This window comes from Janthinobacterium sp. P210006, assembly GCF_036231885.1.
GTDB lineage: Bacteria > Pseudomonadota > Gammaproteobacteria > Burkholderiales > Burkholderiaceae_D > Janthinobacterium > Janthinobacterium violaceinigrum.
The window spans coordinates 584,936-609,894 of record NZ_JAZARD010000001.1; the positions used below are offsets into that span (position 1 = coordinate 584,936).

The 24,959-nt window shown below is 64.0% G+C and carries 28 protein-coding genes; 16 read left to right on the forward strand and 12 right to left on the reverse strand.

The features are described 5' to 3' along the window. Positions 1 to 32: 32 nt before the first annotated feature. The 7 genes from glyQ to miaB form a co-directional block, all read right to left on the reverse strand. Positions 33 to 947, reverse strand: coding sequence for a glycine--tRNA ligase subunit alpha (glyQ, locus tag VPH41_RS02600; protein ID WP_152257971.1), 915 nt, complete (start codon positions 945 to 947; stop codon positions 33 to 35). A gap of 147 nt (positions 948 to 1,094) precedes the next feature. Then, positions 1,095 to 2,612, reverse strand: a complete 1,518-nt coding sequence (gene lnt, locus VPH41_RS02605) for an apolipoprotein N-acyltransferase (RefSeq protein ID WP_328568867.1) — start codon at positions 2,610 to 2,612, stop codon at positions 1,095 to 1,097. Between the two features lie 79 nt (positions 2,613 to 2,691). Next, the gene (locus VPH41_RS02610) at positions 2,692 to 3,570 is read right to left on the reverse strand and encodes an HlyC/CorC family transporter (RefSeq protein WP_071075558.1); all 879 of its coding nucleotides are present in this window, start codon (positions 3,568 to 3,570) and stop codon (positions 2,692 to 2,694) included. 117 nt (positions 3,571 to 3,687) lie between these two features. After that, complete coding sequence (locus tag VPH41_RS02615; protein WP_328568868.1) at positions 3,688 to 4,107, reverse strand: DUF4259 domain-containing protein; 420 nt, start codon at positions 4,105 to 4,107, stop codon at positions 3,688 to 3,690. Between the two features lie 4 nt (positions 4,108 to 4,111). Beyond that, on the reverse strand, positions 4,112 to 4,576 hold the full coding sequence (gene ybeY / locus VPH41_RS02620) for an rRNA maturation RNase YbeY (protein ID WP_328568869.1): 465 nt from the start codon (positions 4,574 to 4,576) through the stop codon (positions 4,112 to 4,114). Beyond that, on the reverse strand, positions 4,560 to 5,624 hold the full coding sequence (locus VPH41_RS02625; protein ID WP_152283664.1) for a PhoH family protein: 1,065 nt from the start codon (positions 5,622 to 5,624) through the stop codon (positions 4,560 to 4,562). The genes ybeY and VPH41_RS02625 overlap by 17 nt, the downstream gene beginning before the upstream one ends. Next, positions 5,621 to 6,988, reverse strand: coding sequence for a tRNA (N6-isopentenyl adenosine(37)-C2)-methylthiotransferase MiaB (miaB, locus tag VPH41_RS02630; protein ID WP_328568870.1), 1,368 nt, complete (start codon positions 6,986 to 6,988; stop codon positions 5,621 to 5,623). Before miaB ends, VPH41_RS02625 begins: the two co-directional genes overlap by 4 nt. A 672-nt stretch (positions 6,989 to 7,660) precedes the next feature. On the opposite strand from miaB, the gene VPH41_RS02635 reads away from it, so the two are divergent. After that, complete coding sequence (locus tag VPH41_RS02635) at positions 7,661 to 7,987, forward strand: hypothetical protein (protein ID WP_034746769.1); 327 nt, start codon at positions 7,661 to 7,663, stop codon at positions 7,985 to 7,987. Between the two features lie 163 nt (positions 7,988 to 8,150). On the opposite strand, the gene VPH41_RS02640 is transcribed toward VPH41_RS02635, so the two are convergent. Further along, on the reverse strand, positions 8,151 to 8,996 hold the full coding sequence (locus VPH41_RS02640) for an HDOD domain-containing protein (protein WP_287779645.1): 846 nt from the start codon (positions 8,994 to 8,996) through the stop codon (positions 8,151 to 8,153). Beyond that, on the reverse strand, positions 8,993 to 9,322 hold the full coding sequence (locus VPH41_RS02645) for a hypothetical protein (RefSeq protein ID WP_319633296.1): 330 nt from the start codon (positions 9,320 to 9,322) through the stop codon (positions 8,993 to 8,995). The genes VPH41_RS02640 and VPH41_RS02645 overlap by 4 nt, the downstream gene beginning before the upstream one ends. Positions 9,323 to 9,537: 215 nt before the next feature. Between VPH41_RS02645 and VPH41_RS02650 the strand changes: the two genes are divergently transcribed. Genes VPH41_RS02650 through VPH41_RS02665 form a run of 4 tightly spaced genes read left to right on the forward strand, consistent with a single transcriptional unit; the run spans position 9,538 to position 12,283 of the window. Then, positions 9,538 to 11,103: a sensor histidine kinase gene (locus tag VPH41_RS02650; protein WP_328568871.1), complete on the forward strand. Its 1,566-nt coding sequence runs from the start codon at positions 9,538 to 9,540 to the stop codon at positions 11,101 to 11,103. A gap of 15 nt (positions 11,104 to 11,118) precedes the next feature. Beyond that, positions 11,119 to 11,706 carry a DUF1697 domain-containing protein gene (locus tag VPH41_RS02655; protein ID WP_328568872.1) on the forward strand — a complete coding sequence of 196 codons (588 nt, stop codon included), beginning with the start codon at positions 11,119 to 11,121 and terminating at the stop codon, positions 11,704 to 11,706. Next, positions 11,706 to 12,107, forward strand: a complete 402-nt coding sequence (locus VPH41_RS02660; RefSeq protein ID WP_328568873.1) for a DUF3224 domain-containing protein — start codon at positions 11,706 to 11,708, stop codon at positions 12,105 to 12,107. Before VPH41_RS02655 ends, VPH41_RS02660 begins: the two co-directional genes overlap by 1 nt. After that, on the forward strand, positions 12,104 to 12,283 hold the full coding sequence (locus tag VPH41_RS02665) for a hypothetical protein (protein WP_152257982.1): 180 nt from the start codon (positions 12,104 to 12,106) through the stop codon (positions 12,281 to 12,283). Before VPH41_RS02660 ends, VPH41_RS02665 begins: the two co-directional genes overlap by 4 nt. 79 nt (positions 12,284 to 12,362) lie before the next feature. Here the strand turns inward: VPH41_RS02665 and VPH41_RS02670 are convergent, their stop codons facing one another. Beyond that, positions 12,363 to 12,770 (reverse strand): hypothetical protein, encoded by a 408-nt coding sequence (locus VPH41_RS02670; RefSeq protein ID WP_328568874.1) that lies wholly within the window; start codon positions 12,768 to 12,770, stop codon positions 12,363 to 12,365. Positions 12,771 to 13,101: 331 nt separating this feature from the next. Here VPH41_RS02670 and VPH41_RS02675 point away from each other — a divergent pair, with 331 nt between their 5' ends. From VPH41_RS02675 to VPH41_RS02690, 4 genes are read left to right on the forward strand one after another with little or no spacing between them, the layout of a single operon-like run. Beyond that, entirely contained in the window at positions 13,102 to 13,455 is a 354-nt protein-coding gene (locus tag VPH41_RS02675; RefSeq protein ID WP_070310209.1) for an ArsR/SmtB family transcription factor, read from the forward strand. A gap of 8 nt (positions 13,456 to 13,463) precedes the next feature. Beyond that, complete coding sequence (locus VPH41_RS02680) at positions 13,464 to 13,889, forward strand: YeeE/YedE family protein (protein ID WP_328568875.1); 426 nt, start codon at positions 13,464 to 13,466, stop codon at positions 13,887 to 13,889. Positions 13,890 to 13,897: 8 nt separating this feature from the next. After that, positions 13,898 to 14,329, forward strand: coding sequence for a YeeE/YedE family protein (locus tag VPH41_RS02685; protein WP_328568876.1), 432 nt, complete (start codon positions 13,898 to 13,900; stop codon positions 14,327 to 14,329). Positions 14,330 to 14,372: 43 nt separating this feature from the next. Beyond that, the gene (locus tag VPH41_RS02690) at positions 14,373 to 15,230 is read left to right on the forward strand and encodes a ChaN family lipoprotein (RefSeq protein WP_328568877.1); all 858 of its coding nucleotides are present in this window, start codon (positions 14,373 to 14,375) and stop codon (positions 15,228 to 15,230) included. A gap of 17 nt (positions 15,231 to 15,247) precedes the next feature. Here VPH41_RS02690 and VPH41_RS02695 read toward each other — a convergent pair whose 3' ends face one another. Beyond that, positions 15,248 to 16,075, reverse strand: coding sequence for an IclR family transcriptional regulator domain-containing protein (locus VPH41_RS02695; RefSeq protein WP_152257987.1), 828 nt, complete (start codon positions 16,073 to 16,075; stop codon positions 15,248 to 15,250). 166 nt (positions 16,076 to 16,241) lie between these two features. Here VPH41_RS02695 and VPH41_RS02700 point away from each other — a divergent pair, with 166 nt between their 5' ends. From VPH41_RS02700 to VPH41_RS02730, 7 genes are all read left to right on the forward strand, one after another. Next, positions 16,242 to 16,940: a 3-oxoacid CoA-transferase subunit A gene (locus VPH41_RS02700; protein ID WP_152257988.1), complete on the forward strand. Its 699-nt coding sequence runs from the start codon at positions 16,242 to 16,244 to the stop codon at positions 16,938 to 16,940. Positions 16,941 to 16,950: 10 nt separating this feature from the next. Beyond that, positions 16,951 to 17,598, forward strand: coding sequence for a 3-oxoacid CoA-transferase subunit B (locus VPH41_RS02705; RefSeq protein WP_328568878.1), 648 nt, complete (start codon positions 16,951 to 16,953; stop codon positions 17,596 to 17,598). 33 nt (positions 17,599 to 17,631) lie between these two features. Beyond that, positions 17,632 to 18,834 carry a 3-oxoadipyl-CoA thiolase gene (gene pcaF, locus VPH41_RS02710; protein WP_328568879.1) on the forward strand — a complete coding sequence of 401 codons (1,203 nt, stop codon included), beginning with the start codon at positions 17,632 to 17,634 and terminating at the stop codon, positions 18,832 to 18,834. A gap of 152 nt (positions 18,835 to 18,986) precedes the next feature. Beyond that, a complete protein-coding gene (locus VPH41_RS02715) occupies positions 18,987 to 20,282 on the forward strand; it encodes an MFS family transporter (protein WP_101484721.1) in 1,296 nt (431 codons plus the stop codon). A 77-nt stretch (positions 20,283 to 20,359) separates the two neighbouring features. Next, on the forward strand, positions 20,360 to 21,055 hold the full coding sequence (locus VPH41_RS02720; protein ID WP_152283677.1) for a fumarylacetoacetate hydrolase family protein: 696 nt from the start codon (positions 20,360 to 20,362) through the stop codon (positions 21,053 to 21,055). 82 nt (positions 21,056 to 21,137) lie between these two features. Beyond that, positions 21,138 to 21,461: a thioredoxin family protein gene (locus VPH41_RS02725; RefSeq protein WP_328568880.1), complete on the forward strand. Its 324-nt coding sequence runs from the start codon at positions 21,138 to 21,140 to the stop codon at positions 21,459 to 21,461. A gap of 559 nt (positions 21,462 to 22,020) precedes the next feature. Continuing rightward, the gene (locus tag VPH41_RS02730; RefSeq protein ID WP_287774928.1) at positions 22,021 to 23,307 is read left to right on the forward strand and encodes an MFS transporter; all 1,287 of its coding nucleotides are present in this window, start codon (positions 22,021 to 22,023) and stop codon (positions 23,305 to 23,307) included. A gap of 59 nt (positions 23,308 to 23,366) precedes the next feature. Here the strand turns inward: VPH41_RS02730 and VPH41_RS02735 are convergent, their stop codons facing one another. Beyond that, positions 23,367 to 24,944, reverse strand: coding sequence for a histidine-type phosphatase (locus VPH41_RS02735; RefSeq protein WP_328568881.1), 1,578 nt, complete (start codon positions 24,942 to 24,944; stop codon positions 23,367 to 23,369). Positions 24,945 to 24,959: the final 15 nt, after the last annotated feature.

The window sequence follows — 24,959 nt, forward strand, 5'->3', positions numbered from 1 at the left end:
TCTTGTCAGGTGCGGCGGTATGGAGGCTCGAATTAGGCGGCGGCTTGGTCTGCGGCGGGCAGCATCGGGAAACCGAGGCGCTCGCGCGAGTCGTAGTACGCTTGCGCCACCAGGCGCGACAGGGTGCGCACGCGGCCGATATAGGCGGCGCGTTCCGTCACCGAGATGGCGCCGCGCGCATCGAGCATATTGAAGCTGTGCGATGCCTTCATGATCTTCTCGTAGGCGGGCAAGGTCAGTTGCAGCTCGATCAGGCGCTTGGCTTCCGCTTCGTAGTTGCCGAACTGTTCGAACAGCAGGTCCGTATTCGCGTGCTCGAAGTTGTAGGTCGATTGCTCCACTTCGTTCTGGTGGAAGACGTCGCCGTACGTCAGCTTCTTGGTGACGCCGTTTTCTTCCCACTCCGTCCACACCAGGTCATACACGTTTTCCACGCCTTGCAGGTACATGGCCAGGCGTTCGATGCCGTAGGTGATTTCGCCCAGCACGGGCTTGCAATCGAGGCCGCCCACCTGCTGGAAGTAGGTAAACTGGGTCACTTCCATGCCGTTCAGCCAGACTTCCCAGCCCAGGCCCCAGGCGCCCAGGGTCGGGCTTTCCCAGTCGTCTTCGACGAAGCGCACGTCATTCTGCTTCAAGTCCAGGCCCAGCGCGGCCAGCGAACCCAGATACAGGTCGAGGATGTTTTCCGGTGCCGGCTTCAACACCACCTGGTACTGGTAGTAGTGCTGCATGCGGTTCGGGTTTTCGCCATAGCGGCCATCTTTCGGGCGGCGCGACGGCTGCACATACGCGGCGCGCCAGGGTTCCGGGCCGATCGCGCGCAGGAAGGTGCCGGTGTGGAAGGTGCCGGCGCCGACTTCCATGTCGTAAGGCTGGAGCAGGGCGCAACCTTGCTTGTCCCAATAGGTTTGCAAGGTCAGGATAATTTGTTGAAATGTGAGCATCGTATGAGTTCGCCGCGCGGACAGGCTGCGCTTTGTTAAGGTTTGCTTGAAGCCCGCACGCTGCTAACAAGCGCGTCCGGGCCGGGGTTTTGCTAATTTTAGCGGTTTTTACGGGCCCACTGTGACTCTTCGGGCAATATCGGCCGCTTATTGCTGTGCGGCGCCGCCACGGCGGGCGGCGCGCGACAGCAGGAAGGCCGTCAGCAGGGCCAGCGCTGCCAGGGCCAGCACCAGTTTGTTGCCGTACAGAATGTATGGCGTCATGCCGCCCATGCCTTGCACCTTGGCCGCCAGGGTGGCTTGCTGTTCCGGCGGCAGCAGGCTTTGCACCACGCCCTTGCCGTCGATGACGGCCGTGGCACCCGTGTTCGTCGAGCGCAGCATGGGGCGGCCCATTTCCAGGCTGCGCATCTGCGAGATCTGCAGATGCTGCGGGATGGCGATCGAGTCGCCAAACCAGGCCAGGTTCGAGATATTGAGCAGTACCGATGCCGACTGCTTGCCATTGCGGTGGGCACTGGCCAACTGGCCGGCGATTTCCTCGCCAAACAAGTCTTCGTAGCAGATATTCGGCAGCACCAGCTGGTCGCGCACCTGCAGCGGCGCCTGCACTTCGGCGCCACGGCCCATGTCGCCCAGCGGGATGGCCATCATGGCGACAAACCAGTGCAGGCCAGGCGGCACGAATTCGCCGAACGGCACCAGGTGGTGCTTGCGGTACTGGTAGTAGGGGCCTGCCGCGTTGTTGGGGGTGATGCCCAGCGCCGCATTGTAGAAGCGTTGCTGCTCGTCGAGCACGGGCATGCCGAGCAGAATCGTGCTGCCCGTCTGCTGCGCATACGTCGCTAGGCTATCCAGATAGCCGGGCGGCAGCTGGTGCGGCAGCACGGTGACGGCCGTTTCCGGCGTGGCGATCAGGTCGGCCGGCGCGCCCGTGATGGCGCTCTGGTACATCTGCAGGGCGCCCAGCACGAAACCGGGATCGAATTTCTGCTGCTGCGGCACATTGCCCTGCAACAGGCGCACCGTGATCGGGCGTCCGACGGGGTGTGTCCAGTTCACGTAGTGCAGGCCGATGCCGGCCCCGTACAGCGCGACCAGGCCGGCCAGCGCCTTCCAGCGCGTGCGGTGCGTCAGCAGGAGCAGGGCGCCGGCCGACAGCGCCGCCAGCCAGCCCAGGCCATACGCGCCGACGATGGGGGCAAAGCCGCCCAGCGGGCTGGCATTGTGGGCGTAGCCCGTGGCCAGCCACGGGAAACCTGTAAATAGCCAGCCGCGCGTCCACTCGAACAGGGTCCACGTCGCGGGCAGCACCAGCAAGGTCATGGCCGGCAGCGACAGTACCCAGCGCTGGCGCAGCCAGGCGGCCGCGCCCATGGCCAGCGCCACGTAGATGGCCATCAACAGGGCCAGCAAGGCCACGGCGATGGCGGCGATGGGTGCAGCCATGTCGCCATAGCGGTGCATGGAGATGTACAGCCAGTGCGTGCCGGCCGCGCACCAGCCGAAGCCGTAGGCCCAGCCGATCAGCGCGCCGCTTTTCACGCTGGACGCGCGCAGCACCTGGTAGAACAGCACGCCCAGGCTGAGGATCTGCAGGGGCCAGTAGCCGAAAGGGGCGAACGCCAGCACGGCGACGGCGCCGGCAATGGCGGCAGTCAGCATGCGCGCCCACGTGCTGCGGGGCGGTTTGGCGGGGGCGTTGGGGTCAGCGCGTCTGAAACGCATTTACAGCACGCGCATGTCAGAGTTCCAGTTCCGGCACATTGGGCAGGCGCTCGACGAGCAGCACGTGCACCTGGCGCGCATCGGCGCGCAGCACTTCGAAGCGCAGATTGCCCAGGTCGAAGATGTCGCCCTTGTGCGCCATGCGGCCCAGGTACTTGGAGACGAGGCCGCCGATGGTATCGACGTCGTCGTCCACCAGGTGGCTGCCCACTTCTTCGTTGAACTGTTCGATCTCGGTCAGCGCCTTGACGCGCCAGCGGGGGCCGAACTGGCCTTCCTTGAGCGACAGGATATTGTCCTCGGCTTCGTCGAAGTCGTATTCGTCCTCGATATCGCCGACGATCTGTTCCAGCACGTCTTCGATGGTGATCAGGCCGGCGACGCCGCTGTATTCATCGACGACGATGGCCATGTGATTGTGGTTGGCGCGGAAATCGCGCAGCAGCACATTCAGGCGTTTCGATTCGGGGATGAAGATGGCGGGGCGCAGCATGTCGCGGACGTCGAAAGTTTCTTCTGCGTAATAACGCAGCAAGTCTTTCGCCAGCAGGATGCCGATGACCTTGTCGCGCTCGCCTTCGATCGCGGGGAAGCGCGAGTGGGCAGTGGACAGGACTTCCGGCATCCATTCCTCGATCGGCTTGCTGATGTCGATGACATCCATTTGCGAACGGGGAATCATGATGTCGCGCGCACAGAGATCCGATACCTGGAACACGCCTTCGATCATCGACAGGGCGTCGGCGTCGATCAGCTTGCGTTCATGCGCATCGTGTAGAACATCGAGCAATTCTGCACGGTTCTCTGGCTCGGGGGAAATGAGTGCGGTCAGGCGTTCAAACAGTGACCGGTGGGGCTTGACGTCAGTTCTGACGCCACTAGGGTGCTCGGGCATAGGAGGCGTGAGCCGTTGTTGCGAAGGGATATAGGATACACCAAAAGTGGGGTCACACCGGATTTCCCCGCTTTTGATGCAAATTTAATACGCTGAAGTGCCCCGTTGCCCGACGTTTCAGGCTTGCGGACCCAGCACGCGGGCGCGCAGATCGGCCACGTCCGCCTGCCAGTCGGCGAAATGCTCGCTGTCCTGCCACAGCTGGCGCAGTTCCGACGACTCCGCCACGATCCTGTCCAGCGCCAGGCGCGCTTTTTCCAGCAGCGGCGGGGTGACCTTCTTCTTGCAGGCGGCCACCCATTCGTCCACTTCCGCCGTGGCCGGATCGTCTTCGCCCGGCTTGCCCAGCAGGCGGGCGATCACTTCCAGCGCGGCCAGCGCTTCGGCGGCAAACGGCGCTTCCAGCTCCGCTTCCTGGCTGTCGATGACGTTGTCGAGCGTCGTCTCGACCAGTTCCAGGGTTTTGTATTCGTGCAAGTCCTGCGCCCAATCCATGGCGTAGTCGTTGCCGAAGGCGTCGGTGGCCCAGGTTCCCATCTGCTTACTCCTTGTACGGATCGGTGATGCCGAGCTTGGCCAGGATTTCCGTTTCCAGGCTTTCCATCTCGGTGGCTTCTTCGTCATCCATGTGGTCGTAGCCCTGCGCATGCAGCACGCCGTGCACGATCAGGTGGGCCGTATGCTCTTCCACGCTTTTCTTCTGTTCCGCCGCTTCCTTTTCCAGCACGTCCGTGCACAGGATGATGTCGGCGCGCGTCGGTTCGTCGTCGTCCAGTTCTTCGCCTTCGTTGTAGGCAAAGGTCAGCACGTTGGTGGCGTAGTCCTTTTCGCGGTAGTCGCGGTTCAGGTTGCGGCCTTCCTCGGCATCGACGAAGCGGATGGTGAATTCGGCGGGCGCGAACAGGGCCGCCTTGACCCAGCGCCGCACTTTCGGGCGCGTGATCAGGGTTTCCAGGCGGGCGTCCGGATATTGCACGGACAGGGACAGTTTATTTTTTTCGGACATTTTTGGCGGCAGCTGGTTTGATCAGGGGGAGTAACTGGGCGGCGTCGGCATGGGCCGCCTGCGCCGTTTCATACGCATCGACGATGCGCGCGACGAGCGGATGGCGCACCACGTCGGTGCTGTTAAATTGCGTGAAGCCGATGCCGCGCACGTCTTTCAGGACTTGCACGGCGTCGATCAGGCCGCTTGTCTGGCTCTTGTGCAGGTCGACCTGCGTCACGTCGCCCGTCACCACGGCCTTGCTGCCGAAGCCGATGCGCGTCAAGAACATCTTCATCTGTTCGACGGTGGTGTTTTGCGCTTCATCGAGGATGACGAACGCGTGATTGAGGGTGCGCCCGCGCATGTAGGCCAGCGGGGCGATCTCGATCACCTGTTTTTCAAACAGTTTTTGCGTGCGGTCAAAGCCCAGCAAATCGTACAGCGCATCGTACAGGGGACGCAGATACGGATCGACCTTTTGCGCCAGGTCGCCCGGCAGGAAGCCCAGGCGTTCGCCCGCTTCGACGGCGGGGCGCGTCAAGATGATGCGCTTGACGGCGTCGCGTTCGAGCGCGTCGACGGCGCAGGCGACGGCGAGATACGTCTTGCCCGTGCCGGCCGGGCCCACGCCGAAGCTGATGTCGTGTTCGAGGATGTCGCGCAGGTACGCGATCTGGTGCGGCGTGCGTCCGCGCAGGTCGGAGCGCCGCGTTTTCAGCACGGGGCTGGCGATGTCGGGCTCGACGAAGGTGCTGACGGGCGCGTTGGCGTGGTGTTCCGAGGCGGCGGACAGTCCCGCGCGCTGCTCCACCAGGGCCAGCTGCACTTCTTCCAGCGGCACGACCTTGTTGGCGATGGCGTAGAACTGTTCGAGGATTTCCACGGCCCGCTCGGCATTGCTGCCGCCGACGATGAATTTCTCGCCGCGGCGGAAGATCGTCACGTCGAGGGCGGCGGAAATCTGGCGCAGGTTTTCATCGAGCGGCCCGCACAGATGCGCCAGGCGCGTGTTGTCCAGCGGCTCGGGGATGAAGTAATGCGGCTGTATCGGGGCTTTGGTTTTCAACTGGCTCTTTTCAATGCGGGTGCGCTGGCGACGAGTTCGCCGCGCAGGGTGTAGGAATGGCTTTCGGTGATGCGCACGTCGACCAGCTGGCCGACTAGCTGCAGCGCGTCCGGGCCGGCGTCGAAATTGACCACGCGGTTGTTTTCCGTGCGGCCTTGCAGTTCGCTGTCGTTGGTGTCCTTTTTCGAGCGGCCTTCGACGAGGATGGTTTGCACGCTGCCCACCATGGCCAGGCTGTACTTGCGCGTGTTGGCGTCGATGGCCGCCTGCAGCTGCTGCAGCCGGGCCAGCTTGACTTCATGCGGCGTATCGTCTTCCAGATTGGCGGCCGGCGTGCCGGGGCGCTTGCTGAAGATGAAGCTGTAGCTGTTGTCGAAACCCACGTCCGCGATCAGTTTCATCATGGCGTCGAAGTCGGCCTGGGTTTCGCCAGGAAAGCCCACGATGAAGTCCGAGGAAATGGCCATGTTCGGGCGCACGGCGCGGATGCGGCGGATGATGGACTTGTATTCGAGGCCCGTGTAGCCGCGTTTCATGGCGCCCAGCACCTTGTCGGAACCGTGCTGCGCCGGCAAATACAAATGGTCGACCAGCTGCGGGATCTTCGCGTAGGCGTCGATCAGGCGCTGCGTGAATTCCTTCGGGTGGCTGGTGACGAAACGCATGCGTTCGATGCCGGGAATGTCGGCCACGTATTCGAGCAGCAGGGCGAAGTCGGCGATCTCGCCGCCTTCCATCGCGCCCCGGTAGGCGTTCACGTTCTGGCCCAGCAGGGTGATTTCCTTGACGCCCTGGGCGGCCAGGCCCGCCACTTCCGTCAGCACGTCCTCGAAGCGGCGCGACACTTCCTCGCCGCGTGTGTAGGGCACGACGCAGTAGCTGCAGTATTTGCTGCAGCCTTCCATGATGGAGACGAAGGCCGAGGCGCCCTCCACCTTGGCCGGCGGCATGTGGTCGAACTTTTCGATTTCCGGGAAGCTGATGTCCACTTGCGAATCGCCGCTGGCGCGCCGCAGTTCGATCATCTGCGGCAGGCGGTGCAGGGTTTGCGGACCGAACACCATGTCGACATAGGGCGCGCGCTTGACGATGGCATCGCCTTCCTGCGACGCCACGCAGCCGCCCACGCCGATCAGCAGGTGGGGCTTGGCCAGTTTCAGCTCGCGCAGGCGGCCCAGGTCGGAAAACACTTTTTCCTGCGCCTTTTCGCGCACGGAGCAGGTGTTGAGCAGGATTACATCGGCATCTTCCGGCGTGTCGGTGCGCACCAGGCCATCGGACGCGCCCAGCACGTCGGCCATCTTGTCCGAGTCGTACTCGTTCATCTGGCAGCCGAAGGTTTTAATGAATACTTTTTTCTGCATGGAGTCGGTGCTTATCGGTAAATGTGGCGGCAAATAAGTGGGACAAATATAGGTGGCGGCAAAAAGCAGGGCAAGGGGCGTGCGCCGTGCGCGCTGGGGGCGGAAGGCGGTGGATGACCGGCCGGGCGCCTCTGGCTGCCCGGTGGCAGGCCCGCTGCAAGTTCAGGCCGTAGTTTAGCGTAAATCGCGGGCACGGGCCATGGCGTACTGACCTTGCGGACAAGGTTGCAGTCTGAACATGACGCCAGGCACGGCGATGCCGAAAAGCATTTATTGCCGTATGACACCATTGATTTGTAACAAGTTGCTGCAAAGCCTTGTGTGCGCCTGCTGGCATCCTAATGTGTTGAAATAGCATCGTTGCCAAGCCTACCAGCAGCTTGATTGATATTTAACAATCAGGAAGTTTGCGCGAGGCGCAGATGCTGCCTGTTTGGACTAGTATATTGCCTTATATGCAATTCATTTCAGTGGATTGCACGTGCTTTTACTCACGCGGCAAGCTGCGCACGTTGGCTGGACGTGGCTGTGCGAGTCCTGTGCAGGCAGTGCGATAAGGAGGGAAGGCGGGGGAGGGCTGAATCCGATGGAAAGACGTTTATTTAAACACTCTAAGCCAGCCTTAAGTTCGTATCGGCATTATTTTCTACATTCACTAGACGAGGAAAAATCATGGCACATCATGCATTAGCATCGCAAGAGAGTTACAACCCGAATCACCTGCTGGATATTCTGCTGAGCAAGATGCAGCTGAAAAACGATGCAGCCCTGTCGCGCCTGCTCGAAGTGGCGCCACCCGTCATCAGCAAGATCCGCCACCACCGTTTGCCGGTGGGCGCTTCGCTGCTGATCCGCATGCACGAAGTGACGGGCATGAGCATCCGCGACCTGCGCGACCTGATGGGCGACCGCCGCACCAAGTATCGTCTGTCCGACGCCCAGGGCCGTCCAAAAGCGGAAGACCGCGGCGATGCGCAAGAATCGAATTACGCGCACTGATGCGGCCGTCGCGCGCTGACTGTGCCGCTTGCGTAACTGCTGGCGGCAACAGGCTGGCGTGGACGGGGCGGCATAGACCTATCGCAGTACCCATAACGGCTTTCGTCTCGCGGCGAGAGCCGTTTGCGTTGATGGCTTTGAATGACGAGTCCGCTTAACGGCATCAGCCCAGCAAGGCTGTGGTGATTTCGTCGTAGCGCAGCTCCGTTTCGCGGAACAGCTGCAGATACGTTTCTTCGCCCAGGCCCAGGGCATCCCAGGCCACGGGCGAGACGCGCGGCACCATGTCGTCGCCCGCCTGCGCCAGGTCGAGCGCGCAGACGACGGCATTGGCCACGTGGATCAGCGCGGCCAGGAAGCCGGCCCCCGGCGTGTCCGGCTGCAGGTAGTTGGCCAGCGCCAGGCGCATGGTGTCGGAAAAATTCCAATGGTCGGCCAGTGCCGTGCCTGCCTGCACGTGGTCCACGCCCAGCACGGCCTGCTCCGCTTCGAGCAGGCTGCAATCGTGCGCCGCCTGGTGCGCGATGACTTGCGCGTATTGGGCGGGAAAGCTGCTGACCAGTACCAGGCGGCCGATGTTATGCAGCAAGCCGGCCGTGAATGCGTAATCCTGGTTGAAGCGGATCTGCCGCGCCAGCACCTTGGCGCAGGCGGCCGTCGCCACCGAATGGCGCCAGAACGCCTTGTCGTCGAAGCCGGGACAGCGTCCTTCCGGGAAACAGCCCGTGATGGCGGCCGACGTGATCAGGCTGCGCGTGGTCTGGAAGCCCAGGTAGGTGATGGCCTGCTGGATGGTGGTGGCCTTCACTTGCAAGCCATATTGCGACGAGTTGGCCAGGCGCAGGGTTTTCGCCGTCAGGGCCTGGTCGTACGACACTTTCTTGGCCAGCACGGAAATATCGACGTCGTCCTGGTCGATGCTGTTCAATAGTTCCATGACGACGGCGGGCAGCGAAGGCAGGTCGTCGAGGTGGGCGACGATGTCGTCGAGCGTCAGCTGGGTACTCATGCCGCGCCTCCCGCGCCCAGGCGGTATTGCGTGACATAGCTGCGCAGCAAGGTGGTGGCCGCGTCCTCGGGATCGTCCGGATCGTGCTTGCGGAACAGGTGGGCCAGCCGCGCGCTGTGCGCCGCTTGCTGCGCGGCAATTTCTTCCGGCGAGGGGGGCGGCGCCTGGATCGGCAGCATGTCGATGCCGTGGCGCGGCATCAGGGCCAGCATGTTTTCCGTCAAAACCGCGCCTTGCGGCAACAGCACTTGTCCATGTGCATCGAGCAAGACATCCGACAAGACCATGCCAGGACGAACTTGTTCCAGGGGTAGATGTTGATGCATGACCGCCATGACGACTCCTTAGATGATTGCGGGATATTACCATTGCCATGACGCAATGTCTCAACCTGTATCAAGGCCCGAATGGAAACGTGGCTGCTGTAAATCTTGCCAATAAGCATGTCATACCGTACATTTGCTTCAGGCTGTTGTATTGCTGACGTATCTGCGCCCGCGCCGCGGGCCGGCGGCTGGCCCGGCCCGGGGAGTGTTGATCGATGGTGAGTATCCAAGTCCGGCTGACCTTGCTTTTTGTCGTGATCGTCACCTTGGTGCTGGGCATTTCTGGCAGCTATACCCAATATACCTTGAGCAAGGAACTCGAATCGGGCAGCGCGCGCCTGCGCAGCGGCGTGCTCACGCGTTTGCAGACCAGCTTGCCTTCCGCCCTGTGGGACCTCGACAAATCCAAGGTCGACAGCATCGTCGCGGCTGAAATGCTGCCGCCGGAACTGGTCGGCATCCGCGTCTACGACGCTTCCGTGGGCCTGTTCGCGGGCGAAGTGCGCGACGCGGCCGGCACCCTGGTGCCGCTGACCGCCGACGTGGCCATGGGCGGCACACCGGTCGAGGCGCCATTGGTGTTCCGCGACGCCGTGGCGGCAGCCACGGGCGGCAAACCGGTGATCGTCGGCAAGGTCATCGTCAATTTCAGCCGCGCGCAGATCGATGCGGCCCTGCGCAGCGAAGTGCGGCGCAAGGTACTGGAAGTGTTGCTGTTGGACATCATCCTGGTGGGCGCCCTGGCGCTGAGCCTGCGCATCGTCTTCGAGCCCTTGAAACAGTTGCGCGACGGCTTGTTCGACCTGGCCACGCGCGGCAGCGATGAAGTCGAAGAGCTGCCGGAAAACCGGCGCGACGAACTGGGCGACGTGATCCGCGGCTTTAATGCCGTGCAGCGCAAGCTCAAGTCCATCATCGAGGGCAGCCGCGAGGCGGAAGACATGGCGCGCCGCTCGCAGCAGGAGACGGCGCAGGCCATGGACGAGCTGCGCCGCGCGCAGGAATCGCTGCTGCAGTCGGAACGCCTGGCTTCGCTGGGCAGCCTGGTGGCCGGCGTGGCGCATGAAATCAACACCCCGGTCGGCATCGCGCTGACCAGCGCTTCGGTGCTGAAGGAAGCTACCGATCACATCAGCGCGGCCGTGGCCGGCGGCAGCGTGAAGAAGACCGACATCGTGCGCTACCTGGAAACGGCCGGCGAGAGCGCGCGGCTGATCATGAACAATGCCTACCGCGCCGCGCATCTGATCCACAGCTTCAAGCAGATCGCCGTCGACCAGGTCAGCGAGGCGCGCCGCCTGTTCGAATTGCGCGACTATATCGGCGAAGTCATCTCGAGCTTGCAGCCGACCCTGAAAAAGACGCGCATCAGCATCGATATCGATTGCCCGCCCGACATCATGTTCGACAGCTATCCGGGCGCGCTGGCGCAGGTGCTGACCAACCTGGTCTTGAACTGTGTCGAGCATGCCTTCGATGCGGACACGGCCGGCAACATCCATATCGGCGTGCAGCGCGACGGCGAATGGATCGCCATGCAGGTACGCGACAATGGCCGCGGCATCGCTCCCGACATGCTCGACCGCGTGTTCGATCCCTTTGTCACCACGCGGCGCGGACAGGGCGGTACCGGCCTGGGCTTGAATATCGTGTTTAACTTGATTGCCAAGCAGTTTGGCGGCACCATCACGGTCAGCAGTACGCTGGGGCAGGGCGCGACGTTCCTGTTGCGCTTGCCCAAGGTGACGCCGTTGCCCGAAAGCACCAGCAGCCAGGCATAGGCAAGGAGACAACTGATGGCACAGCTAGAGAACAGTCAGCAAGTGGCGCTTTTGCGCGGGATCAATGTCGGTCGCGCCAAGCGCGTGGCCATGGCCGACCTGCGCAAGCTGCTGGGCGACCTGGGTTTTGCGGATGTCCGCACGGTACTCAACAGCGGCAACGTCGTGTATGACGGGGGTAAGGTGGCGCCGGCCGACGCCGCTGCCCGCATCGAGGAAGCGCTGGTGCTGAAACTGGGCGTGGCGGCCAGAGTGACGGTGCTGTCGGCCGGCCAGTTTGCCGAACTGATCGAGCAAAACAGCCTGGCGCCCGTGGCCGATGCGGCCCGCTTGCTGGCGCTGGTGCTGAATAACCCGGCCGATGTCCAGCGCCTGGCGCCGCTCTTGCGGCAGCCGTGGCAGCCGGAAGCGCTGGCCCTGGGCCAATGGGCCGCGTATGCCTGGTGTCCCGATGGCGTGCTGGCCAGCAAGGTAGTGGCGGCGCTGGGCGTGCTGCTGGGCGATGGCGTCACGTCGCGCAACTGGGCCACCATGCAAAAATTGCACGCGCTGCTGAACGGGCCGGATGCGGCCGCCACCCCATCACTCACGCGGGAGCACTGATGCCCACCATTCGCGGTACATTCGACGTCAAGATCAGCCCGGAAACCTTGTCGGACACGGCCGCGCAGTCGGGGCTGGGACGCTTGTCGCTCGACAAGCGCTACCATGGCGCCCTCGACGCCCGCGCGCAGGGCGAAATGCTCAGCGTGCGCGCCGCCGTGGCCGGTTCGGCCGGCTATGTGGCGCTGGAACGGGTGGAAGGCACGCTGGACGGGCGCCACGGCAGTTTTTATTTGCAGCACAGCGGCAGCATGACGCGTGGCGCGCCCGCCTTGTCGGTGACGGTGGTGCCCGATACGGGGACGGAGCAGTTGCAGGGGCTGTCCGGCAGCCTGGCCATCCGCATCGAAGAGGGCAAGCATTATTATGATTTCACGTATGAGCTGACTGAGGCGCAATGAACTGGGATATCGTCAAGGGCGTGCTGATCCTGCTGGTCGCCGTCAGCGTGCTGGGCACGGCCTTCGTGCTCATTTCCGCCTCGGGGACGGACAAGGCGGCCTGCATTGCGCGCGCCTTGAAATCAGGCATTCCTGTGGGGAATATCGAAAGAGTCTGCCGCTTGCTGGACAAGTGAGCCAGGTGACGAGGCCAAAAAAATTCCGCGCAAGGCGGAATTTTTTTTTAAGGCAGCGGCAGCGGCTGCCGGAATAGGGTCAGCTATCGAATTTTTCCTGTTTTTCGCCGTGCATGCCAAAGGCCAGCAGGCCCAGTCCTACCAGTAACATCGAGACCATGCTCGCTTCGGGCACGGGCGGCGGCACGTTCGTTTGCTGCACGGCCGGGGCCGTGGCGGCCGCGGACGGTGGCAGTACGCCCTGGCGTGCGTTGGCGCTGCGCCAGCGCGGGGGCGCATTGAAAGTCGTACCCTGCGTCAGCAGGCGCGCATACGGCAAGTCCGGTGCATCCCAGGCGGGATTGTCCGTCGTGTTATGCACACCGAGACTGTCGTCGCTCATGACAGGCACGCGTGCCGCGTGCGGGGGACTATCGCCGGCCGCCACATTGCCGGCACAAATGGACAACACAAGCATGGCCACGCCTGGCGACTGAAGTAGTTTCATCGTTGACTCCCTGGTTCACCGTGCTGCGCGGCCGAAACCGGCCTGTGCATGGACGGACAATGCGCCTGTACGGGGGCGTATCATGGTTTTTCTGATGAGGCTTTATTAGAGCACAAGTGATGGCAATTTTGCTACGTATATTTGCTTTAAATTACGAATATTTATCATTTTGATAGCATGGAGACTATCGCTGCCGCGCACTTTGCATGAGCACGCTATCGCTGCAAAACACTGTTGTTTTTTTGTGCGAATCGCCAGCAGGAAAACAGTATATTGATTAGTATATTGTTTATCGCACGATGATCAACATGACCGCCTGTGGGAGGGCAAGATGGAGACAGTTGCAACACAACACGCCGAATACAACCTCGACGCCATGCGTGGCTCGGCCTACAAGGCCAGCTCGCTGCTCAAGGCCATGGGCAATGCCGACCGTTTGATGCTGCTGTGCCAGCTATCGCAGGGCGAGCATTGCGTCAGCGACCTCGAACAAAAAGTGGGCATCGGCCAGCCGACCCTGTCGCAGCAGCTGGGCGTGCTGCGCGAAGAGATGCTGGTGGCCACGCGCCGCGATGGCAAGCAGATCTATTACCGGGTCGCCAGCGCGCCCGTGCTGGCCGTGCTGCAAGTGCTGTACGCGCAGTTTTGCGCGCCGCGCCCCCCGTTCAACGACGAAGCGGACTGAGTCCTGTCATGAGCATCGCCTGGCAACACTTCACGCCGTGGGCTTCGCTGGCCGGCGGCATGCTGATCGGCCTGGCAGCCGCCTTGCTGATCCTGTTCAATGGCCGCATCGCCGGCATCAGCGGCATCCTCGGCGGCTTGCTGCGCCCGCGCCAGGGCGACCTGGGCTGGCGCATCGCGTTTCTTGCGGGCCTGATAGTCACGCCGCTGCTGTACCCCTTGTGGCAAGCCTTGCCGTCCGTGCAGATCGACGCGGGCACGCCCGCCCTGATCGCGGCGGGCCTGCTGGTGGGGGTGGGCGTGCGCTACGGCGCCGGCTGCACCAGCGGCCACGGCGTGTGCGGCCTGTCGCGCCTGTCCCCCCGTTCGCTGGCGGCCACCATCGCCTTCATGGCGGCCGGTTTCCTCACCGTCTATCTGTTGCGCCATCTGTGAGCAAGCTTATGAGCAAGCTCATCCTATCTCTGTTGAGCGGCCTCGTCTTTGGCCTGGGCCTGATCGTCTCCGGCATGGGCAACCCGGCCAAGGTGCTCGGTTTCCTCGACTTGGCCGGCGCCTGGGACCCGTCCTTGGCGCTGGTGATGGGCGGCGCCATCGGCGTGGCCATGCCCGCTTTCTGGCTGGCGCGCCGGCGCAGCACGGCCTTGCTGGGCGAGCCCATGCAACTGCCTGCGTCGCGGCGCATCGACGGGCGCCTGCTGCTGGGCAGCCTGGCCTTTGGCGCGGGCTGGGGCATCGCCGGTTTCTGTCCCGGCCCCGCCCTCGTTTCCCTGCTGGCGGGCCAGCCGAAGGCCTGGATTTTCGTGGCCGCCATGCTGGCTGGCATGGCGCTCTTTGAAGTCCTGGAGCGCCGCAAGATAGCAGCGCCGGCTTGAGGCGGTACAATCTCGCGCATCGCCACTCTGGATACCCGTTGACATGAAGACCGTGATTTTCCGGGCCGGCGCGCGCGCCGCCCTGCTGTGCAGCGTGCTGGCGCTGGCCGCCTGCGGCAGTTTGCTGAAGAAGGAAGCGCCGCCCGCTCCCGCGCCCGTGGCCGACACATTGCCCAATCCGCAAGTGCTGCTGCTCGGTGAAGTACATGACAATGCGCAAGGCCAGCGCCTGCGCGTGGCGGAGTTGCAGCGCCGCCTGGCCGCCGGCTGGCGTCCCGTGATCGTGATGGAGCAGTTCGACCGCGACAACCAGGCCTTGCTGACGCGCGCCGCGCGCGATTGCGCCGACCCCGACTGCATCATCCGCGTGATGGAACAGCCGCGCTGGGACTGGAGCTTGTACCGGCCCGTGCTGGACCTGGTGATCAGCTACCAGCTGACCCTGGTCGCCGGCAATCTGTCGTCTGCCGATGCGTCGCGCATCGCGCGCGACGGTATCCAGTGGTCGATGCCGCCCGCCATGGTGGCCACGTATCTGGCTGCGCCCGTGCCGGCCGATATTGTGGAAGCACAACAGAAGGAAGTGCAGGCGGCCCGCTGCAATATGCTGCCCGACATGATGCTGAGCGGCGTCGTCAATGCCCAGGTGGCGCGCGACATCTGGATGGCCAAGCTGATCCGCGACCAGGCGCCGCGCGATGTGGTGCTGATCGCCGGCAACGACCACGTGCGCAAGGATATCGGCGTGCCCCGCTGGCTGAAGCTGGCCGATCCGCAGCTGAACGTGCGCAGCATCGGCTACCTGGAGCAGGGCGGCACTGGCTACAAAGGCACGTTTGACCTGACGCAAACGATGCCCGCGCAGCCGCGCCCGGACCCGTGCGCCAAATTCAAGAAATAAGGTTCAGGAAATAATTCCTACTGCTGCACGCGCACCAGCGCGCTGACCTGGCTGGCCGTCGCCAGCAGCTTCGGCAAGCTGTGTTCCAGCAAGTGCGCCACGGATGGCCCCGCCGTCTGGCCGCTGACGTTGATCGCCGCCACCACCTTGCCGGCCCGGTCGAACACGGGCGCGGCCAGGGCGATCAAGCCCTGTTCCAGCTCTTCCTGCACCAGGCACCAGCCCTGGCGCCGCACTTGCGCAATCTCTTCCAGCAAGACGTCGATATCGACCTTGGTTGCCGGCGTGATCTTCAGCAGCGCCATCTTCGACAGCCGTTCGCGCAGCACGTCCGGCGCCAGGCCCGACAGCAACACCCGTCCCATCGAGGTGCAGTAGGCCGGCAGCCGGCTGCCGATGCCCAGGTTGATCGACATGGTGCGGTGCGCGGACAGGCGCACGACATACACGATGTCGTCGCCGTCGAGCACGGTAGCCGAGCACGACTGGCGCAAGGTGTGCATCAGCTCTTCCAGCAGCGGCTGCGCCTGCGTCCACACGGGCAACGATGACAGGTAGGCGTAACCGAGGTCGAGCACCTTGGGCGTCAGGCGGAACAGCCGTCCGTCCGCTTCCACATAACCGAGATGCAGCAAGGTGTGCAGGATGCGCCGTGCGCCCGCGCGCGTCAGCTGCGCCCGTTCCGCCACTTCGCTCAGGGTCTGTTGCGGCGCTTCCGCGCCAAAGCTGCGCAAGACGGCCAGCCCCCGCGCGAACGATTGCACATAGCTGTCGCCGGGACGGGGTGCGCCGTCGGCATCGAGGGTTTCTGCGGCGGAAAGTGGCGTGCTGCTGCGTGCGGTCATGGCGATTCCAATTGATCAAGGTGGCAATTATAGCCATGGCGCCAGCGAAAACGGCAAATTGACAAGCGCCCCGATCAGGCATATTCTCACGAATAAGTTCTAAATACGAATATTTGTTCGCTGTACGAACAAATAGACTGTGAGTTTGATAGGGAGGAGACAGGCAATGATCGACAAACTGCGTACCAGCGTCCTTGAGGCGCTGGCCGATATCCACGATGGCGCCACCGTCATGATTGGCGGCTTCGGCGGCGCGGGCCAGCCGGCCGAGCTGATCGACGGCTTGATCGCCCAGGGCGCGCGCGACCTCGTCATCGTCAACAACAATGCGGGCAATGGCGATACGGGCCTGGCCGCCCTGCTGAAAAACGGGCAGGTGCGCAAGATCATCTGCTCGTTCCCCCGCCAGGCCGATTCCCACGTGTTCGACGCCCTGTATCGTGCGGGCAAGCTGGAGCTTGAATTGGTGCCGCAGGGAAATCTGGCCGAGCGCATCCGCGCCGCCGGCGCCGGCATCGGCGGCTTTTTCACGCCCACGGGCTATGGCACGGACCTGGCCAAGGGCAAGGAAACGCGCGAGATCGACGGCCGCATGTATGTGTTCGAGTCGCCCATCCACGCCGATTTCGCGCTGATCAAGGCGGAGCAGGGCGACCGCTGGGGCAACCTGACTTACCGCAAGACGGCGCGCAACTTCGGCCCCATCATGGCCATGGCCGCCAAGGTCAGCATTGCTTCCGTGCATGAAGTTGCCGAGCTGGGCAGCATCGATCCCGAGCACGTCGTCACGCCGGGCCTGTTCGTGCAGCGCATCGTGCAAGTGCCGCGCACGGCCACCGGCCCCGCCGGCTTCAAAGCTGCCTGAGGAGATTGAAATGAATAAATGGAATCGAGACCAGATGGCGGCCCGTGTGGCGGCCGACATCCATGAAGGCGCCGTCGTCAACCTCGGCATCGGTTTACCGACCCTGGTGGCCAACCACTTGCCGGCCGGCGCCGACATCATCCTGCACAGCGAAAACGGCGTGATCGGCATGGGCCCCGCGCCCGCGCCGGGCGAGGAAGACTATGACCTGATCAACGCGGGCAAGCAGCCCGTCACCCTGCTGGCGGGCGGCAGCTATTTCCACCATGCGGACAGCTTTGCCATGATGCGCGGCGGCCACCTGGACATCTGCGTGCTGGGCGCCTTCCAGGTGTCCGCCACGGGCGACCTGGCCAACTGGCATACGGGCGCGCCCGACGCCATCCCTGCCGTGGGCGGCGCCATGGACCTGGCCATCGGCGCAAAGAAAACCTGGGTCATGATGGAATTGCTGACCAAGACCGGTGAAAGCAAGCTGGTGCAGGCCTGCACGTATCCGCTGACGGGCATCGCCTGCGTCAGCCGCATCTACAGCGACCTGGCCGTGCTCGACCTGTCGCCGGCCGGCGCCGCCGTCGTCGAGCTGGTCGATGGCTTGAGTTTCGAGCAGCTGCAAGCGCTGACGGCCGTGCCGCTGATGGACGGCCGCGCCCCTTGAGCCTATCTCTTTAACTTTCTTGGAGGAAAGAACATGACCCACGCTTACATTTGCGACGCGCAGCGCACGCCATTCGGCCGCTACGGCGGCAGCCTGTCCGGCGTGCGCGCCGACGACCTGGGCGCCGTGCCCATCCGTGCCTTGATGGCGCGCAATCCCAACGTGGACTGGGCTGCCGTCACGGACGTGCTGTACGGCTGCGCCAACCAGGCGGGCGAGGACAACCGCAACGTGGCGCGCATGGCGGCCTTGCTGGCCGGCTTGCCCGACAGCGTGCCGGGCGCCACCCTGAACCGCCTGTGCGGCTCGGGCCTGGACGCCATCGGCAGCGCGGCGCGCTTCATCAAGAGCGGCGAAGCGGGCTTGCTGGTCGCCGGCGGCGTGGAAAGCATGAGCCGCGCCCCGTTCGTGATGGGCAAGGCGGACAGCGCTTTTTCGCGCGGCATGAAAATGGAAGACACGACCATCGGCTGGCGCTTCATCAACCCGCTGATGAAGGCCCAGTACGGCGTCGATTCGATGCCGGAAACGGCGGAAAACGTGGCTGTCGAGTTTGGCATCAGCCGTCTTGATCAGGATGCGTTCGCCCTGGCCAGCCAGGTCAAGGCGCTGGCGGCGCAGCAGGCGGGCGTGTTCGACAGTGAAATCTGCCCCGTCAGCATCGCGCAAAGGAAGGGCGACCCCGTCATCGTTGCCCGCGACGAGCATCCGCGCGCCACCACGCTGGACACCCTGGCCAAATTGAAACCCGTCGTGCGCGCGGATGGCACGATCACGGCCGGCAACGCGTCCGGCGTCAACGATGGCGCGGCGGCGCTGCTGCTGGCCGACGAAGCCAATGCGGCCCGCTTCGGCCTGACGCCGCGCGCCCGGGTCGTGGCCATGGCGACGGCCGGCGTGGCGCCCCGCATCATGGGCATCGGCCCCGCGCCCGCCACCCTGAAAGTGCTGGCCATGACGGGCTTGAGCCTGGCCGATTTCGACGTCATCGAACTGAACGAAGCCTTCGCCGCCCAGGGCCTGGCCGTGCTGCGCCAGCTGGGCTTGCGCGACGACGATGTCCGCGTGAACCCGAACGGCGGCGCCATTGCCCTGGGCCATCCGCTGGGCGCCTCGGGCGCGCGCCTGGCCATGACGGCCGTCAACCAGCTGCACCGCACGGGCGGGCGCTATGCCTTATGCACCATGTGCATCGGCGTGGGCCAGGGCATCGCGCTGGTGCTCGAGCGCGTCTGATCCTGCGTGCCCGCAGGCGAAAAAAATTGCCGGCGATACGTATTAACCCGTATGCCGGCCGGCTTTTTGACCTTGATCAAGGGCGTATGATGCAAAACTGGCCCGGGCAACCAGGCTGGCGTTGGCTTTTTCACACGAACAAGAAGATTGATATGACATCCCACGATACTCCGCATGACGTTGCGCAGCTGACATCCCAGCAGCGCATCAAGGCCATTATTGGCGCTTCCTCCGGTAACCTGGTCGAATGGTTCGACTTCTACATTTACTCTTTCTGTGCGCTGTATTTCTCGCACGCCTTCTTCCCTTCCGGTAATCCGACCACGCAGCTGCTGCAGACGGCCGGCATCTTTGCCGCCGGCTTCCTCATGCGTCCCGTGGGCGGCTGGCTGTTCGGCCGCATCGCGGACAAATACGGCCGGCGCCAGTCGATGATGATTTCCGTGCTGATGATGTGCGGCGGCTCGCTGATGATTGCCGTCATGCCCACCTATGACACCATCGGCGCCTTCGCGCCGTTCCTGCTGCTGGTGGCGCGCCTGTTCCAGGGCCTGTCCGTGGGCGGCGAATACGGTACCAGCGCCACCTACATGAGCGAAGTGTCGGAATCGGGCAAGCGCGGTTTCTTTGCCTCGTTCCAGTACGTGACCCTGATCGGCGGCCAGCTGCTGGCCTTGCTGGTGCTGGTGGTCTTGCAGCAATTGCTGACCCTGGAAGAATTGCGTGCCTGGGGCTGGCGCATCCCGTTCGTCTTTGGCGCACTGGCGGCCCTCGTGTCGCTGAACCTGCGTAAATCGCTGACGGAAACGACCACGGCCAGCGAGCGCAAGGACAAGGATGCGGGCAGCTTGCGCGGCTTGCTCAAGCACAAGCGCGCCTTCATCACGGTGCTGGGCTTTACGGCCGGCGGCTCGCTCGTGTTCTACACGTTTACCACCTACATGCAGAAATACCTGGTCAACACGGCCGGCATGGATACCAAGACGGCCAGCGCCGTCATGACGTGCGCCCTGCTCGTCTACATGATCTTGCAACCCGTGTTCGGCGCCCTGTCCGACCGCATCGGCCGCCGCACCTCGATGCTGTTCTTCGGCGGCCTGGCCACGCTGTGCGTGCTGCCGATCATGCATGCCTTGAAGGATATTTCCAGCCCGTACGCGGCGTTTGGCCTGATCATCATCGCGCTGGCCATCATCAGCTTCTATACGTCGATCAGCGGCTTGATCAAGGCGGAAATGTTCCCCGTCGAAGTGCGCGCGCTGGGCGTGGGCCTGTCGTATGCGGTGGCCAATGCCATGTTCGGCGGTTCGGCCGAATACGTGGCGCTGCAGTTCAAGGCCTGGCACGTGGAAGAGTATTTCTATTGGTACGTGACCATCATGTGCCTGATTTCCTTCATCGTCGCCATCCGCATGCCGGACCCGAGCCGCTCGGGACTGCTGAAGTAAGCTTGCCGTAAAATAGGGGGACACTGCGGTGTCCCTTTTTCATCGCCGCCTTTTTATTGTGCCGATCAGGAGTTTTCATGCCGTATGTTATTCCCGCAGCCATCCAGCCCAGCGTGCCCGTCAGCGGCAGTGGCGACAGCTTTCCCGTCCACCGCATCTATTGCGTGGGCCGCAATTATGTCGACCATGCCCAGGAAATGGGCCACACGGGCCGCGAGGCGCCGTTTTTCTTCATGAAGCCAGCCGACGCCGTGCTGCCCGTGGCAGCGGGCACGACGGGCGAGTTGCCGTACCCGGCGCAGACGCAGGATTTCCAGCACGAAATGGAACTGGTGGTGGCCATCGGCAAGGGCGGCAGCGATATCGGCGTGGCCGATGCGCTGGACCACGTGTGGGGGTATGCGATCGGCCTGGACATGACGCGCCGCGACGTGCAGGGCGCCGCGAAAAAGCTGGGCCGTCCGTGGGAGACGGGCAAGGCGTTCGAGCACTCGGCGCCCATCGGCCCCATCACCGCGGCCGCGCAGGCGGGCGACGTCGGGCAGGCCGCCATCACGCTGCACGTGAATGGCGCGCTGCGCCAAAGCAGCACCATCGATATGCTGATCTGGAACGTGGCCGAAACCATCGCCGACCTGTCGACCTACTTTACCCTGCAGCCGGGCGACCTGATCTACACGGGCACGCCGGCCGGCGTGGCGGCCGTGCAGCGCGGCGACGAACTGGTGGGTGCCATCGACGGCCTGGGCGAACTGCGCGTCAAGATCGTGTAAACGCGCGCTGGCGCACGGCACGGCAGGCCCGCCTGGCGCACAATCGCCGTGTGGGCTTGTATGTTGCATCAAGGAGATATCCATGCTGAGCGAGACCTATTCTGTAGCGCAACCGGCGCGTGCCGAGATCGACGCCCTGGCGGGGCCGGCCCTGCTGGAATTCGGCACGGGCTGGTGCGGCCACTGCCGTGCCACCCAGGCGCCGCTGGCCGCCGCGCTGGCGCAGCACCCCGGCGTGCCGCATCTGCGCGTGGAAGACGGCCCCGGCCGTGCCCTGGGCCGCTCGTTCCGCGTGAAGCTGTGGCCGACCCTGATTTTTTTGAAAGACGGCCAGGAAGTGGCGCGCCTCGTGCGTCCGCTCGACAGCGCCGAGATTGCGCAGACTTTTGCATTGATTGATGCGTAGGTCGGCGTAGGTCGGCTTGGCGCAGCGTAAGCCGACACCACCGCCTGGCATGCGCTATCACAACTTCTTGCCGCACCGCACCACTGCGCGTATCATAAGCCGCTTACAGCAAGATCAACCGCATCCTTGACCGGATGCAGGCGCGATCATCGCCGGCCCGCTCCACCCGGAGGGGCCGCAGGCAAGGATTCACCACAAATGACCGACGCCGCGATGCCGACGCGCGGGTCTGGTACGGAATGCCTGGCGATACGCCGGGCCTGATACACGTCGCCCATCCCCTGACGCCTTTCCTGCCGTGCCCCGGGTAACCGGATGGCGCACGACCGTTGTTTCTCTAAATCAGCACTGATCACGGCGCGTTAGCGCGCGTTGCCGGCAGTTCGCTACGGCAACTAAAACCGTTGTTTTTTGTTTGCAAATTTAATAGCAAATGCGCAGCAAATGCATGCGCGCAAGGCTATGATATGCGAACGACACGGAGACAACGTGCTGTGCTGCTGCCTGAAAAAACATCCAGAGAATGGCCTTTAGACACCCTCCCCAAGGAGCGCAGTAAATGAGCACCCCCCCCAAGAAAAATTCCCCCGGCACGGTGCTGTTCGCCAGCCTGATCGGTACCACCATCGAGTTCTTTGACTTTTATATCTACGCCACGGCCGCCGTGCTGGTGTTCCCGAAACTGTTCTTCCCTGCCGGCGACCCGTCGGCCGCCGTGCTGCAGTCGCTGGCCACGTTTGCCATCGCCTTCTTCGCCCGCCCCATCGGCTCGGCCGTGTTCGGCCACTTCGGCGACCGCATCGGCCGCAAGGCCACGCTCGTGGCGGCCCTGCTGACCATGGGGATCTCCACCGTCATCATCGGCTTGCTGCCCACGTATGCAGCCATCGGCACCCTGGCGCCATTGCTGCTGGCGCTGTGCCGTTTCGGCCAGGGCCTGGGCCTGGGCGGCGAGTGGGGCGGCGCGGTGCTGCTGGCCACGGAAAATGCGCCACCGGGCAAGCGCGCCTGGTACGGCATGTTCCCGCAGCTGGGCGCACCGATCGGCTTCTTCCTGTCGGGCGGCATCTTCCTGCTGCTCAGCGAAACCATGACCGATGAACAGTTCTTCAGCTATGGCTGGCGCATCCCGTTCCTGGCCAGCGCGCTGCTGGTCATCGTCGGCCTGTACGTACGGTTGAAGATCACGGAAACGCCGGACTTCCAGAAGGTCATCGACAAGAACGAAGTCGTGAAACTGCCGGTGGCCACCGTGTTCCGCCAGCATGGCCGCATGCTGTTCCTGGGCACCATCATCGCCCTGGCCACCTTCGTGCTGTTCTACCTGATGACGGTGTTCGCGCTGAGCTGGGGTACGACCAAGCTGGGCTTCACGCGCAAGGAATTCCTCATCGTCCAGCTGTTTGCCGTGCTGTTCTTTGCCCTGACGATTCCATTCTCGGCCGTGCTGGCCGACCGCCGCGGCCGCCGCGCCACCATGATCTGGGTTTCCGTTGCCATCGCCATCTTCGGCCTGGTGCTGGCGCCCATGTTCGGCTCGGGCGTGACGTGGGAAGTGACGATCTTCATGGCCGTCGGCCTGGGCCTGATGGGCATGACCTACGGCCCGCTGGGCACCATGCTGTCCGAGCTGTTCCCGCCCGAAGTGCGCTACACGGGCGCGTCGCTGACGTTCAACCTGGCGGGCATCCTGGGCGCCTCGCTGGCGCCGTACATCGCCACCTGGCTGGCCACCAATTACGGCTTGCAGTACGTGGGCTATTACCTGTCGCTGGCGGCCGTGCTGACCCTGGGCGCCCTGCTGATGGTGGGCAAGCCGAAGGCTGGCAAGGAGGCCTGGCAGTAATACCTCTCCGGGCCGAGTGCTCCCGCAAGCCGCCAGCCCAGCTGGCGGCTTTTTTTTGCCTAGCGTAGCGCCACGTGGCCGTAGCAGGCTTGCAGTCCCGCATAGTCGTAGAACATGCTGCCGGGCGCGATGCGGGCGCCTTCGCACGCTGCCTGGAACGGCGTTTCCTTTTCGTTGTACAGCAGGCGCACGATGAGCCGGCCTTCGCCATTGCGGTACACATCCCACTGCAGATTGGCCGCCAGCGGCGACACTTGCGCACCGCGCCACGGATTGCCGGCATGGCTGTAGGGCGTCGTGGCCGGCAGCGGCGTTTGCGCTCCGGGCAAGCCCATGGCCGAGGCGAGCGGAATGAGCATTTCCGCATGCGTGAAGCGCAGCTTGGCCGCATGGCGCAGATCGCCGCTGGCCAGCGCGTCGACTTCCTTGAAAAAATCCTCGCGCAAGGCCAGCGCGAAGCGCCAGGTCACGCCCTTGCTTTCCACGGTGGCCGGGCCTTTCGCGTAAAAATCCTCGTGGTCGGCGACGGCGGCGTAATAGCGTGCATCGTCTGCGGGCATGTAGCGGCTGAAATCGGCCGGCACTTCATGGCGCATGCCGGCGGCGATCGCATACAGCTCATACAGTTTCGTCGCGGCCGCATTCACGCTGCGGATGACGGTCTTGCCGCTGCCTGTCATGGTGCGCGTGAGTTTGCCGTCCGTGCTGGTGAAGGTGTAGCTGCCCGTGTCCGCGTAGCTGGCGCCGCGCTCGAACCGGGCGAGGAAGGCGGGTGCGAACAGCCGTTCGAGCACGTGGCGCGCATGCGCGGCCGCTTCCGGCTCTTTGGCCGGGGCGTCCATCAGCGCATGCAGCTGCTTGGTGCGCAGGTAGCGCTGGTAAGCCTGGCTGGCGGCATAGGTGGCGTCATGCGGGTCGGCGCGGTCGGCCACCAGATCCGTCTGCGGCGCCAATTTGTGCGCGTACAGCAGGAAGCGGTTGACGCCGTCGGGCTGGCGTACCGGCGACACCCCGGGCGGGCGTCCCTGTGGATACGGCGCCGGCGCGGGCGGCAGGGTCAGCAGCGGCGCCAGGGCCGGCGCCTGTTCCAGCAGCGATTGCGTGAAGAAGCGCGAACTGTCGCGCGCGCGGTCCACGCCGGAATGGAGGATGATCAGCTGGCGCGGCGCCGTCGCGGCGTCTTGCCCCACTTGCGCGAACAGGGCGGGCAGGCGCGCCAGCAGGCGCGCGGCCAGTTGTCGGTGTTCCGCTATGCCCGTCTGCGACAGATTGCCATAGCCGGGCGTCTCGATCCCGGCCACGCCATGGCCGAGCAAGGCATTCGCCCGCATCAGGGCCAGGATGTCGGGCCCCAGTTCGCGCCCCAGCGGCGTCAGCGCATCCTGCGCAGCGGCTTGCTGCCACATCGCATGCAGGGCGGCGTCGCCCTTCATGCCGGTCAGTCCGCGCGAACCGTGGCGCGCCACCAGTTGCGTGTAGATGGGCTGGAAACCGTCCGGCGGCGCCGCATACGTGGCCGGGTCCTGCTGCGGCGCGTACGGCGTCTTGGTCTGGTAATGGCCGTCGACGGCCAGGGCGGGGCTGGCGCAGGCAGCCAGGGCCAGCAGCATGCTGGACAGGGGAAGCGGTGGGGGCATGGTTCTTTTGGGTGG

Bases quoted from the DNA above. Each gene is read 5' to 3' on its own strand.
- VPH41_RS02675 (WP_070310209.1), top strand. From the start codon at position 13,102: ATGGAGACAGTTGCAACACAACACGCCGAATACAACCTCGACGCCATG.
- VPH41_RS02690 (WP_328568877.1), top strand. From the start codon at position 14,373: ATGAAGACCGTGATTTTCCGGGCCGGCGCGCGCGCCGCCCTGCTGTGC.
- VPH41_RS02725 (WP_328568880.1), top strand. From the start codon at position 21,138: ATGCTGAGCGAGACCTATTCTGTAGCGCAACCGGCGCGTGCCGAGATC.
- VPH41_RS02685 (WP_328568876.1), top strand. From the start codon at position 13,898: ATGAGCAAGCTCATCCTATCTCTGTTGAGCGGCCTCGTCTTTGGCCTG.
- VPH41_RS02615 (WP_328568868.1), bottom strand. From the start codon at position 4,107: ATGGGAACCTGGGCCACCGACGCCTTCGGCAACGACTACGCCATGGAT.
- VPH41_RS02735 (WP_328568881.1), bottom strand. From the start codon at position 24,944: ATGCCCCCACCGCTTCCCCTGTCCAGCATGCTGCTGGCCCTGGCTGCC.
- VPH41_RS02670 (WP_328568874.1), bottom strand. From the start codon at position 12,770: ATGAAACTACTTCAGTCGCCAGGCGTGGCCATGCTTGTGTTGTCCATT.
- VPH41_RS02655 (WP_328568872.1), top strand. From the start codon at position 11,119: ATGGCACAGCTAGAGAACAGTCAGCAAGTGGCGCTTTTGCGCGGGATC.
- VPH41_RS02700 (WP_152257988.1), top strand. From the start codon at position 16,242: ATGATCGACAAACTGCGTACCAGCGTCCTTGAGGCGCTGGCCGATATC.
- lnt (WP_328568867.1), bottom strand. From the start codon at position 2,612: ATGCTGACTGCCGCCATTGCCGGCGCCGTCGCCGTGCTGGCGTTCGCC.
- VPH41_RS02730 (WP_287774928.1), top strand. From the start codon at position 22,021: ATGAGCACCCCCCCCAAGAAAAATTCCCCCGGCACGGTGCTGTTCGCC.
- VPH41_RS02680 (WP_328568875.1), top strand. From the start codon at position 13,464: ATGAGCATCGCCTGGCAACACTTCACGCCGTGGGCTTCGCTGGCCGGC.
- glyQ (WP_152257971.1), bottom strand. From the start codon at position 947: ATGCTCACATTTCAACAAATTATCCTGACCTTGCAAACCTATTGGGAC.
- VPH41_RS02720 (WP_152283677.1), top strand. From the start codon at position 20,360: ATGCCGTATGTTATTCCCGCAGCCATCCAGCCCAGCGTGCCCGTCAGC.
- VPH41_RS02640 (WP_287779645.1), bottom strand. From the start codon at position 8,996: ATGAGTACCCAGCTGACGCTCGACGACATCGTCGCCCACCTCGACGAC.
- pcaF (WP_328568879.1), top strand. From the start codon at position 17,632: ATGACCCACGCTTACATTTGCGACGCGCAGCGCACGCCATTCGGCCGC.
- VPH41_RS02660 (WP_328568873.1), top strand. From the start codon at position 11,706: ATGCCCACCATTCGCGGTACATTCGACGTCAAGATCAGCCCGGAAACC.
- ybeY (WP_328568869.1), bottom strand. From the start codon at position 4,576: ATGTCCGAAAAAAATAAACTGTCCCTGTCCGTGCAATATCCGGACGCC.
- VPH41_RS02665 (WP_152257982.1), top strand. From the start codon at position 12,104: ATGAACTGGGATATCGTCAAGGGCGTGCTGATCCTGCTGGTCGCCGTC.
- miaB (WP_328568870.1), bottom strand. From the start codon at position 6,988: ATGCAGAAAAAAGTATTCATTAAAACCTTCGGCTGCCAGATGAACGAG.
- VPH41_RS02610 (WP_071075558.1), bottom strand. From the start codon at position 3,570: ATGCCCGAGCACCCTAGTGGCGTCAGAACTGACGTCAAGCCCCACCGG.
- VPH41_RS02715 (WP_101484721.1), top strand. From the start codon at position 18,987: ATGACATCCCACGATACTCCGCATGACGTTGCGCAGCTGACATCCCAG.
- VPH41_RS02645 (WP_319633296.1), bottom strand. From the start codon at position 9,322: ATGCATCAACATCTACCCCTGGAACAAGTTCGTCCTGGCATGGTCTTG.
- VPH41_RS02635 (WP_034746769.1), top strand. From the start codon at position 7,661: ATGGCACATCATGCATTAGCATCGCAAGAGAGTTACAACCCGAATCAC.
- VPH41_RS02695 (WP_152257987.1), bottom strand. From the start codon at position 16,075: ATGACCGCACGCAGCAGCACGCCACTTTCCGCCGCAGAAACCCTCGAT.
- VPH41_RS02705 (WP_328568878.1), top strand. From the start codon at position 16,951: ATGAATAAATGGAATCGAGACCAGATGGCGGCCCGTGTGGCGGCCGAC.
- VPH41_RS02650 (WP_328568871.1), top strand. From the start codon at position 9,538: ATGGTGAGTATCCAAGTCCGGCTGACCTTGCTTTTTGTCGTGATCGTC.